Source organism: Mycolicibacterium llatzerense, assembly GCF_025331195.1.
In the GTDB taxonomy this organism is placed as follows: Bacteria; Actinomycetota; Actinomycetes; order Mycobacteriales; family Mycobacteriaceae; genus Mycobacterium; species Mycobacterium llatzerense.
In genome coordinates this window covers 1,134,446-1,148,243 of the sequence record NZ_LXOV01000001.1, presented here as the reverse complement: position 1 = coordinate 1,148,243, position 13,798 = coordinate 1,134,446, and the positions used below count along the sequence as shown (strand labels likewise).

At 65.1% G+C, this 13,798-nt stretch carries 10 protein-coding genes, 2 tRNA genes and 1 pseudogene; 10 read left to right on the top strand and 3 right to left on the bottom strand.

Features of this window, described 5'->3' with window-relative positions; genetic code table 11:
- Positions 1-18 precede the first annotated feature (18 nt).
- Genes yidD through rpmH form a run of 3 tightly spaced genes read right to left on the bottom strand, consistent with a single transcriptional unit; the run spans position 19 to position 834 of the window.
- On the bottom strand, positions 19-294 hold the full coding sequence (gene yidD / locus A7G45_RS05845; RefSeq protein ID WP_081936537.1) for a membrane protein insertion efficiency factor YidD: 276 nt from the start codon (positions 292-294) through the stop codon (positions 19-21).
- Positions 291-668 (bottom strand): ribonuclease P protein component, encoded by a 378-nt coding sequence (gene rnpA, locus A7G45_RS05840; RefSeq protein ID WP_260934765.1) that lies wholly within the window; start codon positions 666-668, stop codon positions 291-293. The genes yidD and rnpA overlap by 4 nt, the downstream gene beginning before the upstream one ends.
- A gap of 22 nt (positions 669-690) precedes the next feature.
- Positions 691-834 carry a 50S ribosomal protein L34 gene (gene rpmH, locus A7G45_RS05835; protein WP_073695092.1) on the bottom strand — a complete coding sequence of 48 codons (144 nt, stop codon included), beginning with the start codon at positions 832-834 and terminating at the stop codon, positions 691-693.
- A 610-nt stretch (positions 835-1,444) separates the two neighbouring features.
- Here rpmH and dnaA point away from each other — a divergent pair.
- The 10 genes and pseudogenes from dnaA (at position 1,445) to A7G45_RS05785 (ending at position 13,592) form a co-directional block, all read left to right on the top strand.
- The gene (gene dnaA / locus A7G45_RS05830; protein ID WP_276554733.1) at positions 1,445-2,914 is read left to right on the top strand and encodes a chromosomal replication initiator protein DnaA; all 1,470 of its coding nucleotides are present in this window, start codon (positions 1,445-1,447) and stop codon (positions 2,912-2,914) included.
- Between the two features lie 627 nt (positions 2,915-3,541).
- Positions 3,542-4,732, top strand: a complete 1,191-nt coding sequence (gene dnaN / locus A7G45_RS05825) for a DNA polymerase III subunit beta (protein ID WP_043391472.1) — start codon at positions 3,542-3,544, stop codon at positions 4,730-4,732.
- A gap of 19 nt (positions 4,733-4,751) precedes the next feature.
- Positions 4,752-5,654: pseudogene (gene gnd, locus A7G45_RS05820) on the top strand (phosphogluconate dehydrogenase (NAD(+)-dependent, decarboxylating)); the annotation flags it as partial.
- A complete protein-coding gene (gene recF / locus A7G45_RS05815) occupies positions 5,655-6,821 on the top strand; it encodes a DNA replication/repair protein RecF (RefSeq protein ID WP_260934739.1) in 1,167 nt (388 codons plus the stop codon).
- 56 nt (positions 6,822-6,877) lie between these two features.
- Positions 6,878-7,426 (top strand): DUF721 family protein, encoded by a 549-nt coding sequence (locus A7G45_RS05810; protein WP_156127109.1) that lies wholly within the window; start codon positions 6,878-6,880, stop codon positions 7,424-7,426.
- A gap of 218 nt (positions 7,427-7,644) precedes the next feature.
- On the top strand, positions 7,645-9,672 hold the full coding sequence (gyrB, locus tag A7G45_RS05805) for a DNA topoisomerase (ATP-hydrolyzing) subunit B (protein WP_043391462.1): 2,028 nt from the start codon (positions 7,645-7,647) through the stop codon (positions 9,670-9,672).
- An 80-nt stretch (positions 9,673-9,752) separates the two neighbouring features.
- Positions 9,753-12,275 carry a DNA gyrase subunit A gene (gyrA, locus tag A7G45_RS05800; protein WP_260934736.1) on the top strand — a complete coding sequence of 841 codons (2,523 nt, stop codon included), beginning with the start codon at positions 9,753-9,755 and terminating at the stop codon, positions 12,273-12,275.
- A 43-nt stretch (positions 12,276-12,318) separates the two neighbouring features.
- The gene (locus tag A7G45_RS05795; protein ID WP_260934734.1) at positions 12,319-13,203 is read left to right on the top strand and encodes a DUF3566 domain-containing protein; all 885 of its coding nucleotides are present in this window, start codon (positions 12,319-12,321) and stop codon (positions 13,201-13,203) included.
- A 90-nt stretch (positions 13,204-13,293) separates the two neighbouring features.
- A tRNA-Ile gene (locus A7G45_RS05790) sits at positions 13,294-13,367 on the top strand.
- 152 nt (positions 13,368-13,519) lie between these two features.
- A tRNA-Ala gene (locus tag A7G45_RS05785) sits at positions 13,520-13,592 on the top strand.
- Positions 13,593-13,798 lie beyond the last annotated feature (206 nt).

Sequence of the window (13,798 nt, the reverse complement as noted above, 5' to 3'; positions counted from 1 at the left end):
TAGTCCAGGCTGAACCAGTTAAAAGACAAGCGAATCGCTCCTTGACTGCGCGGCGGTTGCCGCGGACCGTCTTTCGGGGATGGGGTCCCATCCCCCGTGATGCCACGGGCCACACTTGGCCAGCCGGACTGTCGTCAACCAACAACCGCGGAAGAGACCGTGTTCGGTGAGCGCCTCGACGGCGTATTCACTACAGGTGGGGCTGAACCGGCAGCTGGGCAGACGCATCGGCGACACCATGTTGCGGTACAGCTCGATGAGAAAGATCAGCCCGCGGGCCAGCCGACCTGTCATTGCCGGGATCCGGACTTTGCGTGAGCGCGCTGCACAGCCACTCGTAGTTCGTCCTGCAACGTGGCGGTGGCCGCCTCGCGACTGCCGGGCAGGGCCCGGATCACCAACAGCTCGCCGCTCCTCAGCTCGGGCAGCAGATCACGACTGGCATGACGGAGCTGACGGGACACCCGGTGCCGCTGGACGGCATTGCCGACCGATTTACCTACGACGAGACCGACTTTCGGCGCGTCCTCGGTGTTTGACTCGGCGCCGTCGGGAGCTCCGGGTGCCAACGAATGCACCACGAGATCCCGCTGTGCCGCACGGACACCGCGGTTCACGGTGACTCGAAAGTCTGTCGAGCGCGTCATCCGGTTACGAGCCGGAAGCACGGTGCTTCGATCCTGCGTCAGGTCACGCAGTGAGAGAGCGACGGCCCTTGCCGCGGCGTGCCGACACGATGGCGCGGCCGGCGCGGGTCCGCATACGCAGACGGAAGCCGTGCACACGAGCCCGACGGCGGTTGTTCGGCTGGAAAGTCCGCTTGCCCTTGGCCACGGCTATATCTCCTCAACTATGTGACGCCCGCACTCGCCACCGACATGAACGAGTCATGCCGGTGGGCACGGTCGTCGCTGGTAAGCGCACGCATCTTGCTTGCTAGCCGGCGCGGTACCGATAAAGTTCGTGGCAGAACTTCCCCAGTCGCAGCCGTATCACCACTTGTGGGCGACTGTTCGAGGGTACTGATCTGAATTCCCCGGGTCAAACCTCGCCGTCCCACGTCAGGAACCGTTACCGCATCGAGAGGGAAGCGCAGCGGGAACGCGCTTGTGCTCGTCACAGTTGTAACACTCGCAACGTGGCAAGCCGACACGCCCAAGAACCTCGAACCAATGTTGCCGAACGGTTGGCGGACGAACAGAAAACTTGTTAGCTTCTGCCAATGCCGTTGCACGACGGCGCAAGACAACAAGCCAGAGAGGTCCCGACGCTACGAGCCCACAGACGTTCCTGTGACGAGCCTCAGCGCGCGGGCTTCCTGCATGCAAAACACGAGCACGACGGCATTCTTCTACTTTGTCCACAGTCTGTGGATAACTATGTGGACAGATTGTCGTCGTTTTATTGAGCCGCCGGTCAGGCGGCTCCGAGGGGGTAGTAGTCGTTGACCGCTAGCCCGGGTGCATCGTTCACCGACATCTGGAAAAGCGTGGTTGCCGAACTCAACGGTGACCTCGGCGGCACCACGACGCTGACCGCCCAACAACGGGCCTGGTTGCGCATGGTTCAGCCGCTGGTGCTGACCGAAGGTTTCGCGTTGCTGTCGGTGCCGACCCAGTTCGTCCAGAACGAGATCGAACGCCACCTGCGCGAACCGATCATCGCCGCGTTGAGCCGGCACCTCGGACAGCGCGTTGACCTGGGCGTTCGTATCGCGGTCCCGGACACCGACGACCGGTCGGTGCCGTCGGAGCCGGCTGAGGCTCCCGAGCCCGAACCGCTCACCGCGGCCGACGACCTCGACGACGACACCGAGGAGCTCTCGAGCGCCGAGGAGAGCTGGCCCCGGTACTTCAACCGGCCGCCCGCCGACGAATCCGCTGATCTGAGCCTCAACCGGCGCTACACCTTCGACACCTTTGTCATCGGGGCGTCCAACCGGTTCGCGCACGCCGCGACATTGGCCATCGCCGAGGCGCCGGCCCGGGCCTACAACCCACTGTTCATCTGGGGTGAGTCGGGACTGGGCAAGACGCACCTGCTGCATGCGGCGGGCAATTACGCACAGAAGCTCTTCCCGGGCATGCGAGTGAAGTACGTCTCGACCGAGCAGTTCACCAACGACTTCATCAACTCGTTGCGTGACGACCGGACGGCGTCGTTCAAGCGCAGCTTCCGCGACATCGACGTGCTGCTGGTCGATGACATCCAGTTCATCGAAGGCAAGGAAAGCACTCAGGAAGAGTTCTTCCATACCTTCAATACGCTGCACAACGCGAACAAGCAGATCGTCATCTCGTCGGACCGGCCGCCGAAACAGCTTGCGACGCTGGAAGACCGGCTGCGCACCCGGTTCGAATGGGGTCTGATCACCGACATTCAGCCGCCCGAGCTGGAGACCCGCATCGCGATCCTGCGCAAGAAGGCGCAGATGGATCGGCTGGATGTGCCAGACGACGTGCTGGAGCTGATTGCCAGTCGCATCGACCGGAATATCCGCGAGCTCGAGGGTGCGTTGATCCGCGTGACGGCGTTCGCGTCGCTCAACAAGACGATGATCGACAAGTCCCTGGCTGAGATTGTGCTGCGAGATCTCATCGCCGACGCCGGCACCACCCAGATCAGTATCGCCACGATCATGGCGGCCACGGCCGAGTACTTCGAGACCAGCGTCGAGGAGCTTCGCGGCCCCGGAAAGACCCGCGCCGTCGCGCTCTCCCGGCAGATCGCCATGTATCTGTGCCGGGAGCTCACGGACCTGTCATTGCCGCGGATCGGCCAGGCCTTCGGCCGCGACCACACCACGGTGATGTACGCCGAGCGCAAGATCAAGAAGGAAATGGCTTCGCGGCGTGAGGTTTTCGATCATGTCAAAGAGCTCACCACCCGGATCCGGCAGCGTTCCAAGCACTGAATCCGTCTCTTCCAACACCGGCCCCGGGCGCTCACGCCTGCGGGCCGGTGTTGTTTTTCGGCACAAGCGTGCTCTTCCCATCGCCCGGATCCGACGAGATCCAGGCCGATTTTCGCGCCGTCGTGCCGGTTCGTCAGAAAAAACTTTGGCAACACAGGCATCTTTTGTCACACGATTCGGCTGTGCACAGCGCTGTGTACTACATGGGATAAACCCTGGGATTTTGCTCAGAACAATCCACACGGCCAGATCGCTCCACAAATACACGGATTGGATTAACGGCGCCTGCACAGTCTGCGCACAGGCCCGGATCCCGCCGGTGAGCCCTCCACCAGCAACTCCGTGGATCCATCCACAGCGTGCACAACCCCTATTACTAATACCTTTAGATCTCTCTAGATCTTCTTCTAAAAGCAGTCCGGTGGGGAAACTCCCGGTGGACAACCGGATCCCGACAGGTTTCCGGGGGTCATCGTGCGCTCTCCGGCCTGATCGTTTAGCTTTCAACTTCACGCGGAACGCTCTACGGTGTTGTTCGATAGCCGGAACCAACGCCGATGCGTGGTGCCTTCGCCTCACGGCGGGATCCGGCAGGCAAGCGTGGTGGGGTTACAGCGAAGGGACGCTATGGACGTGGCGACGACAGCGGGTCTGACCGATTTGAAGTTCCGTCTGGTTCGGGAAGATTTCGCCGACGCCGTGGCCTGGGTGGCCCGGATCCTGCCGTCCCGGCCGCTGAACCCGGTCCTGGCCGGTGTGCTGCTGACCGGCTCCGACGACGGTCTGACCATCTCCGGATACGACTACGAGGTATCCGCCGAAGTTCGCGTCGCAGCTGAAATCTCTTCTCCCGGTAGCGTTTTGGTGTCGGGCAAGCTGCTCTCGGACATCACTCGCGCACTGCCGGCCAAGCCCGTCGAACTCAGCGTCGAAGGCACCCGGGTGGCGCTGAGCTGCGGTAGCGCCCGCTTCTCGCTGCCGACCATGGCGGTCGAGGACTACCCCGCGCTGCCGGCGCTGCCGGACGAGACCGGCGTCGTGCCCGCCAGCGTCTTCTCCGAGGCCATCGGCCAGGTGGCGGTCGCCGCCGGCCGCGATGACACCCTGCCGATGCTGACCGGTGTCCGCGTCGAGATCTCGGGCGAGAAGGTCGTCCTGGCGGCCACCGACCGCTTCCGACTCGCGGTCCGCGAGCTCACGTGGAATTCCGCGGTGCCGGATCTCGAAGCCGCCGTGCTGGTTCCGGCCAAGACCCTCGCGGAGTCCGCCAAGTCCGGATCCGACGGCAACGAGGTGCACCTGTCGCTGGGTGCCGGTCAGGCCGTCGGCAAGGACGGGATGCTGGGTATCCGCAGCAATGGCAAGCGCACCACCACGCGCCTGCTGGATGCCGAATTCCCGAAATTCCGCCAGCTGCTGCCGGCTGAGCACACCGCAGTGGCCACCATCGGTGTCGCCGAGCTCGCCGAGGCCATCAAGCGTGTCGCGCTGGTCGCTGATCGTGGTGCCCAGGTCCGGATGGAGTTCGCCGACGACATCCTGCGGCTGTCAGCCGGTGCCGACGACGTCGGTCGCGCCGAGGAAGACCTGCCGGTCGAGTTCTACGGTGAGCCGCTGACCATCGCGTTCAACCCCACCTATCTCACCGACGGGTTGGGTTCGCTGCACGCCGACCGCGTCACTTTCGGCTTCACCACCCCCAGCAAGCCTGCGGTGTTGCGTCCGGCCGGGGAGAATCAGTACTCGGGATCCGGACCGTTCCCCGCCGGGGACACCGACTACGTGTACTTGTTGATGCCAGTGCGCCTGCCGGGCTGACCGGAACCGAACAGCGGAGGACGCACACATGCAGCTGGGGTTGATCGGCCTCGGAAAAATGGGCTTCAACATGCGCGAGCGTCTGCGCGGTGGCGGCCACGAAGTCATCGGATACGACCCGCGGCCCGAGGTCAGCGACGTGCCGTCACTCGCGGCCCTCGCCGAGCAGCTGGAGGCGCCACGCGTGGTGTGGGTCATGGTGCCCTCGGGTGAGATCACCCGCGAGACCATCGAGGATCTCGCCGGGGTGCTGAGCTCCGGTGACCTGGTGATCGACGGTGGCAACTCGCGCTACACCGAAGACGGTATTCACGCAAAACTGTTGGCGGACAAGGGTATCGGCTTCATCGACGCCGGGGTTTCCGGTGGCGTCTGGGGACTGACCGAGGGCTACGGCCTGATGATCGGCGGCAGTGACGACGACGTCGCGCGCGTCATGCCGATCTTCGAGACGCTGCGACCCGAGGGAGATCTCGCCGACGGCTTCGTCCACGCCGGCCCGGTCGGTGCCGGACATTTCGCCAAGATGGTGCACAACGGCGTGGAGTACGCGCTGATGACCGCCTACGGCGAGGGTTACGAGATGCTCGCCGCCGAGCCATTGATCACGAGTCCGCAGGCGGTCTACCAGGCCTGGTCCAACGGCACCGTCGTGCGGTCCTGGCTGCAGCAGCTGCTGGCCAAGGCGCTCAAGGAAGATCCCCAGTTGGCCGACATCAGCGGCTACACCGAGGACTCCGGTGAAGGCCGGTGGACGGTCGAGGAAGCCATCCGGTTGCGGGTCCCCGTGCCGGGCATCGCGGCGTCGCTGTTCGCGCGGTTCCTGTCTCGACAGGAGGACTCGCCGACCATGAAAGCCGTTGCAGCACTTCGTAATCAGTTCGGTGGCCACGCCGTACAGAGGGTCAGTAAGTCCGGCTAGGTGTTCGTTCGACAGCTCACCCTGACCGACTTCCGATCATGGCCGCGGCTCGACCTGGAACTGGCTCCGGGTCGGACCGTGTTCGTCGGCCAGAACGGTTTCGGCAAGACCAATATCGTTGAGGCCCTGTGGTATACCGCCACGCTCGGCTCTCACCGGGTGGCGTCTGACGCACCGTTGATCCGGTCTGGCTGTGAGCGGGCGGTGGTGTCCACCATCGTGGTCAACGAGGGCCGGGAACTCGCGGTGGATCTCGACATCACCGCGGGCCGCGCGAACAAAGCCCGGCTGAACCGCTCCCCCGTCCGGTCGGCCCGCGAAATTCTCGGCGCCCTTCGGGCGGTGTTGTTCGCACCGGAAGATCTGTCGCTGGTTCGCGGCGATCCCGGGGAGCGCCGGCGTTATCTCGACGAACTGGCCAGCACCCGTCGGCCCCGGTTGGGTGGGGTGCGCGCGGATTACGAAAAAGTCGTCCGGCAGCGCACCGCACTGCTGAAATCCGCGGGCGCCAGCCGTTTTCGCGGCAGTGATGCCGGCGCGCTGGAAACCCTCGATGTCTGGGACGGTCACCTGGCCAGTCACGGTGCCGAACTGATCGCCGCTCGCGTCGACCTCATCAACGAGTTGCACCCGGAGATCACGAAGGCCTACCACCTGCTGGCGCCGTCGTCGCGGCCCGCGTCGGTGCGCTACCGCAGTTCCGTGGCGGCCGTCGAGGAACAGGCCGGCACCGGGTCCACCGACATCGCGGCGTATCAGACCGCACTGCTCGACGAACTCACCCGGCGCCGGTCCGCGGAACTTGAGCGCGGCGTGTGCCTGGTCGGCCCGCACCGCGATGATCTCGAGCTGCGCCTCGGCGATCAGCTCGCGAAAGGTTTTGCCAGCCACGGCGAATCGTGGTCCATGGCCCTGGCGTTGCGGCTGGGCGCGTACGAACTGCTGCGCACCGACGGCACCGACCCGGTCCTGCTCCTTGATGACGTCTTCGCCGAACTCGATTCGGCACGCCGTCGGGCGCTCGCCGACGTGGCACAATCGGCGGAGCAGGTTTTGGTCACTGCCGCGGTGCCCGATGACATTCCCCAGGACTGGGACGGCACCCGGATCAATGTGGTGATGCGCGACGACGACGACGGCGGGCGGATTTCGGTGGTGGACGCATGAGCGAGGCTGACCGAACGAATCAACCGGACGGGGCAGACGAGCCCGCGAAGCCTGACATGCCGGAAAGTGCTTTTCCGCCACCGCATCTCGCCCATCTGAAGGGCATGGATCTGGTGCGTCGCACGCTGGAGGAAGCGCGCGGCGCGGCCCGCAGCCAAGGAAAAGATGTCGGCCGGGGCCGGAACGCCCCCGTCTCCAAGGCGCGACGCGGCGGCGGCCGGCGCACCTGGTCCGGACCCGGGCCCGATCGCCGGGATCCGCAGTTGCTGGGCTCGGCGACCATGGATATGGCCCGCAACCGGGGCTGGTCGGGCCGGATGGCCGAAGGATCGGTGTTCGGCCAGTGGTCGACGGTGGTCGGCGACCAGATCGCGGAGCACGCCTCCCCCACCTCATTACGCGAGGGCATTCTGACGGTGACGGCGGAATCCACGGCCTGGGCGACCCAGTTGCGGATGGTGCAGTCCCAGATTTTGGCGAAAATCGCCGCCGCCGTCGGCGACGGGGTCGTCACTTCGCTGAAAATCCTGGGTCCGTCGGGGCCGACGTGGAAGCAGGGCCCACGTAACTACGGGGCCCGCGGTCCCCGCGACACCTTCGGCTGAGGCCGGTTCCGGGCGTCTCTGAGCGCGCCGATGCGTCCAAGATGACGCCCCTGGAGCGTCCGGACGCGACGTCACCCGAGAAATTCCCCGCACGGCGCGAACAGACGTGTCAAAACGCTGTCAGAAAGTCAGTGCCGCCGACTGCTACCGGTAGACTGTCGACAGATCTGAGTGCGGTGTCCTCACCGCCCCGCGAACCCCAAGGAGACGCGTCCGACGTGGCTGCCCAAAAGAAGGATGCGCCGGCTGAGTACGGTGCCGATTCGATCAAGGTCCTCGAAGGTCTGGAAGCGGTCCGCAAGCGTCCCGGTATGTATATCGGGTCCACCGGCGAGCGCGGCCTGCACCACCTGGTCTGGGAAGTCGTGGACAACGCCGTCGATGAGGCGATGGCCGGTTTCGCGACCAAGGTCGATGTCCGCATCCTCGAAGACGGCGGAGTCCAGGTCACCGACGACGGCCGCGGCATCCCGGTCGCGATGCACGCCACCGGCATCCCCACCATTGACGTCGTCATGACCGTCCTGCATGCCGGCGGCAAGTTCGAAGAAGGCGCCTACCAGGTATCCGGTGGTCTGCACGGTGTCGGCGTTTCCGTTGTCAACGCCTTGTCGACGCGGCTCGAGGCGGACGTCCACAAGGACGGTTTCGAGTGGCACCAGACCTACGACAAGTCGGTCCCCGGCACCCTGCGCAAGGGTGAGCCGTCCAAGAAGACCGGTTCGACCATCCGGTTCTGGGCAGATCCAGACATCTTCGAGACCACGGTCTACGACTTCGAGACCATCGCCCGCCGCCTGCAGGAGATGGCCTTCCTCAACAAGGGCCTGACCATCGAGCTGACCGACGAACGGGTCGTCGCGGCTGCGGTTGTCGATGAGGTGGTCAGCGATCACGCCGAAGCACCCAAGACCGCTGAGGAAAAGGCAGCCGAAGCGTCGGGCCCGCACAAGGTCAAGCACCGGGTTTATCACTACCCCGACGGCCTGGTCGATTTCGTCAAGCACATCAACCGCACCAAGAGCGCCATCCAGCAGAGCATCATCGATTTCGGTGGCAAGGCCGAAGGCCACGAGGTCGAGATCGCGATGCAGTGGAACGCCGGATACTCCGAGTCGGTGCACACCTTCGCGAACACCATCAACACGCATGAGGGCGGCACCCACGAAGAGGGCTTCCGCGCCGCGCTGACCACCGTGGTGAACAAGTACGCGCGCGACAAGAAGCTGCTCAAGGAAAAGGAAGCCAACCTCACCGGTGACGACATCCGCGAAGGTCTCGCGGCCGTCGTCTCGGTGAAGGTCCGCCAGCCCCAGTTCGAGGGCCAGACCAAGACCAAGCTGGGTAACACCGAGGTCAAGTCGTTCGTGCAGAAGATTTGTAACGAGCAGCTGACCCACTGGTTCGAGGCCAACCCCGCCGAAGCCAAGACGGTGGTCAACAAAGCGGTTTCGTCGGCTCAGGCCCGCGTCGCCGCGCGTAAGGCGCGCGAGCTGGTGCGCCGCAAAAGTGCGACCGATCTCGGGGGCCTGCCCGGCAAGCTGGCCGACTGCCGTTCCACGGATCCGACGAAGTCGGAACTATACGTGGTGGAGGGCGATTCGGCCGGCGGCTCGGCCAAGAGCGGCCGCGACTCGATGTTCCAGGCGATCCTGCCGCTGCGCGGAAAGATCATCAACGTCGAGAAGGCCCGCATCGACCGGGTGCTGAAGAACAACGAAGTCCAGGCCATCATCACGGCCCTGGGCACCGGTATCCACGACGAGTTCGACCTGTCGAAGCTGCGGTACCACAAGATCGTGCTGATGGCCGACGCCGACGTCGACGGCCAGCACATCTCGACCCTGCTGCTGACGCTGCTGTTCCGTTTCATGAAGCCGCTGGTGGAAAACGGCCACATCTTCTTGGCCCAGCCGCCGCTGTACAAGCTGAAATGGCAACGCAGCGAACCAGAATTCGCCTACTCGGACCGCGAGCGCGACGGTCTGCTCGAGGCCGGTAAGGCCGCCGGCAAGCGAATCAACACCGACGACGGCATCCAGCGCTACAAGGGTCTGGGTGAGATGGACGCCAAGGAGCTGTGGGAGACCACCATGGATCCGTCGGTCCGGGTCTTGCGTCAGGTGACCCTCGATGACGCCGCGGCTGCTGACGAACTGTTCTCGATCCTGATGGGCGAGGACGTCGAAGCACGCCGCAGCTTCATCACCCGGAACGCGAAAGACGTTCGATTCCTTGATGTCTAGCGATCAGAGACTGTGAGTCCGGCTCAGCCCGACCACCAAAAATCAATGTTTAACGTGAAACAATCCGGAGAAGGAATTCGATGACCGACACCATGCCGCCCGCGGGCGACCGCATCGAACCGGTTGACATCCAGCAGGAGATGCAGCGCAGCTACATCGATTACGCCATGAGCGTCATCGTCGGCCGTGCCCTCCCCGAGGTTCGAGACGGCCTCAAGCCGGTACACCGCCGAGTGCTCTACGCGATGTACGACTCGGGGTTCCGGCCGGATCGTTCCCATGCCAAGTCGGCACGTTCGGTCGCCGAGACCATGGGTAACTACCACCCGCACGGCGACTCGTCGATCTACGACACCCTCGTCCGCATGGCCCAGCCCTGGTCGCTGCGGTACCCGCTGGTCGACGGCCAGGGCAACTTCGGCTCGCCGGGCAACGACCCCGCCGCCGCCATGCGTTACACCGAGGCCCGTCTCACCCCGCTAGCCATGGAGATGCTGCGCGAAATCGACGAGGAGACAGTCGATTTCATCCCCAACTACGACGGCCGCGTGCAAGAGCCGACCGTCCTGCCCAGCCGGTTCCCGAACCTGCTGGCCAACGGCTCCGGCGGCATCGCCGTCGGTATGGCCACCAACATCCCACCGCACAACCTCCGCGAACTGGCAGAGGCCGTGTACTGGTGCCTGGAGAACCACGAAGCCGATGAGGAAGCCACCCTCGAAGCGTGCATGGAGCGGGTCAAGGGCCCGGACTTCCCCACCCACGGTCTGATCGTCGGGACGCAGGGCATCTCCGACACCTACCGCACCGGCCGGGGCTCGGTGCGCATGCGCGGTGTCGTCGAGATCGAGGAAGACGCCAAGGGCCGCACCTCGCTCGTCATCACCGAGCTGCCCTACCAGGTCAACCACGACAACTTCATCGGATCGGTAGCCGACCTGGTGCGCGACGGCCGGATCGCCGGCATCGCGAACATCGACAACGAATCCAGCGACCGTGTCGGTCTGCGCATCGTCATCGACCTCAAGCGTGACGCGGTCGCCAAGGTGGTGCTGAACAACCTCTACAAGCACACTCAGCTGCAGACCAGCTTCGGCGCCAACATGCTGTCGATCGTCGACGGCGTGCCACGCACCCTGCGGCTGGACCAGATGATCCGGTACTACGTCACGCACCAGCTCGACGTGATCATCCGGCGCACCCGGTACCGGTTGCGGAAGGCCAACGAGCGCGCTCACATCTTGCGCGGCTTGGTGAAAGCCCTTGACGCCCTTGACGAAGTCATCGCGTTGATCCGGGCCTCCCCGAACGCCGACGCAGCCCGGGGCGGCTTGATGGAACTGCTCGAAGTCGACGAGATCCAGGCGCAGGCCATCCTCGACATGCAGCTGCGCCGCCTCGCCGCCCTGGAACGTCAGCGCATCGTCGACGACCTGGCCAAGATCGAGGCCGAGATCGCAGACCTCGAGGACATCCTGGCCAAGCCCGAGCGGCAGCGCGCCATCGTCCACGACGAGCTCAAGGAGATCGCCGACAAGTACGGCGACGACCGTCGTACCCGGATCATCGCGGGAGAGGGTGACGTCGCCGACGAGGACCTCATCCAGCGCGAGGACGTCGTCGTCACCATCACCGAGACCGGCTACGCCAAGCGGACCAAGACCGACCTGTACCGCAGCCAGAAGCGCGGCGGCAAGGGTGTGCAGGGTGCCGGGCTCAAGCAGGACGACATCGTCAACCACTTCTTCGTGTGCTCCACGCACGACTGGATCCTGTTCTTCACCACGCAGGGCCGGGTGTACCGGGCCAAGGCCTACGAACTGCCCGAGGCCTCGCGGATCGCGCGTGGTCAGCACGTGGCGAACCTGCTGGCCTTCCAGCCGGAAGAGCGCATAGCTCAGGTCATCCAGATCAAGAGCTACGAGGACGCGCCCTACCTGGTGCTCGCCACCCGCAACGGTCTGGTGAAGAAGTCCAAGCTGGCCGACTTCGACTCGAACCGTTCCGGCGGCATCGTCGCGATCAACCTGCGCGACGGTGACGAACTGGTCGGTGCGGTGCTGTGCTCCGCCGAAGAGGACCTGCTGCTGGTGTCCGCCAACGGCCAGTCCATCCGCTTCTCGGCGACCGACGAGGCGCTGCGGCCGATGGGCCGGGCCACCTCCGGTGTGCAGGGCATGCGGTTCAACGAGGACGACCGGCTGCTGTCGCTCAACGTCGTGATCCCGGACACCTACCTGTTGGTCGCGACCGCGGGCGGTTACGCCAAGCGGACGGCCATCGACGAGTACACCGCGCAGGGCCGCGGCGGCAAGGGCATCCTCACGATTCAGTACGACCCGAAGCGTGGCAGTCTGGTCGGAGCGTTGATCGTCGATGACGAGACCGAGCTGTACGCCATCACTTCCGGCGGTGGTGTCATCCGGACCGCGGCACGTCAGGTGCGCAAGGCCGGGCGGCAGACCAAGGGTGTGCGGTTGATGAACCTGGGTGAGGGCGACACACTGATTGCCGTCGCGCGCAACGCCGAAGAGGCCGAAGGTGACGACGATATCGACGTCGAGACCGAAACCGCGACCGAGACCGAGACCGACGAAACGTAGTGCTGCGGCTGCCCGCAGCCGCACTGATTGAAGGAGCCGCCAGGTGAGTTCCCCGAACGAGCCGGGATACACCCGTACCGGTGACGGACCCGCGAGCAACAACGGGCCTGCCGGATCGGGTGGCGGCGCCCATGCGGCCGACCAGGGCGGCGAAGCGCCGCCCTGGCAGCGGGCCCGCACGGGAGCTCCGGCGGACGCGCCCGCGGCCGCCGGGCAGAGCCTGGATGACCGGCTCAACCGGTTCGTCAGCGGCAGCGGAGGTTCGGCCTCCGAAGCCGAGACGACCATCACGCCGGCCGTCACCCCCGACGTCCCGCCGGTGCCCCCGGTGCCGGCCGTGACTCCGACGGGCAACGTGCCGCCGAAGCCCGTCCGGACGACCGAGACGGTTCGGACCGAGACCCGGCCCGAGGCGGCCTACGCCAGCGAGATCCCGGATCTGTCCCGCCAGCCGCAGCGTCGGGCGTCGGGCGAACCACGGGAGCCGCGCAGCACCGTCGCCACCGTCGCTCCGGCCCCGGCACGTTCGGCGGCACCACGGAGCCGCGTGGGTGCCCGACAGGACGGCCCGGTGCGGGCCAGCATGCAGGTGCGCCACGTCGATCCGTGGAGCGTGTTGAAGGTCTCGTTGGTGCTGTCGGTGGCGCTGTTCTTCGTGTGGATGATCGCGGTGGCGTTCCTCTACCTGGTCCTCGGTGGCATGGGTGTGTGGAGCAAGCTCAACAGCAACGTCGGCGATCTGCTCACCAGTGGTGGCGGCAGCGGCGGTGAATTGGTTTCTGCCAGTACGATTTTCGGCGGCGCGACCCTCGTCGGGTTGGTCAACATCGTGCTGCTGACGGCCATGGCCACCGCCGCGGCGTTCGTCTACAACCTGACGACCGATCTGGTCGGCGGGGTTGAGGTGACGCTCGCCGATCGCGACTAGTCGGCAGGCCTGCGGGCGCGACTGACGTCGCGTTTTGGGCGGAGGGGACCCCATACGGTAATCTCATCGCTCGGCCGCAAGGCCACTTTCGGGCCTATAGCTCAGGCGGTTAGAGCGCTTCGCTGATAACGAAGAGGTCGGAGGTTCGAGTCCTCCTAGGCCCACGGAAGTCGGTATCACCGACTCCCCCACCGGAAGGGTGCACCGTGAGATTGGTTCTGCTGGTGCTCGGTGCCATGGTCGCAGTCGCCGCCGGCTTCGTATGGCGGACCCGGCATGGCGCAGAGGTCTGGCACTCAATTCCGGACACCATCGAGGGGCCTTAGCTCAGTTGGTAGAGCGCTGCCTTTGCAAGGCAGATGTCAGGAGTTCGAATCTCCTAGGCTCCACAAATCAAGACAACGGCTTCGGTGTTCGTCACCGGGGCCGTTTTTGGATCCTGCTGCCCAGCAGACTCGATGCGACGAAGGCATGGCCCGTCTGCCGGCCCTTCCTGTACCAAGTGCGATTTCGACCCGTCAGCTTTCCTTCACCGTCAAGGAAAGCTGACGGCTCCAGATCGAACATGTCGAGGGAGAGCGGCGTCCGCCGTGTT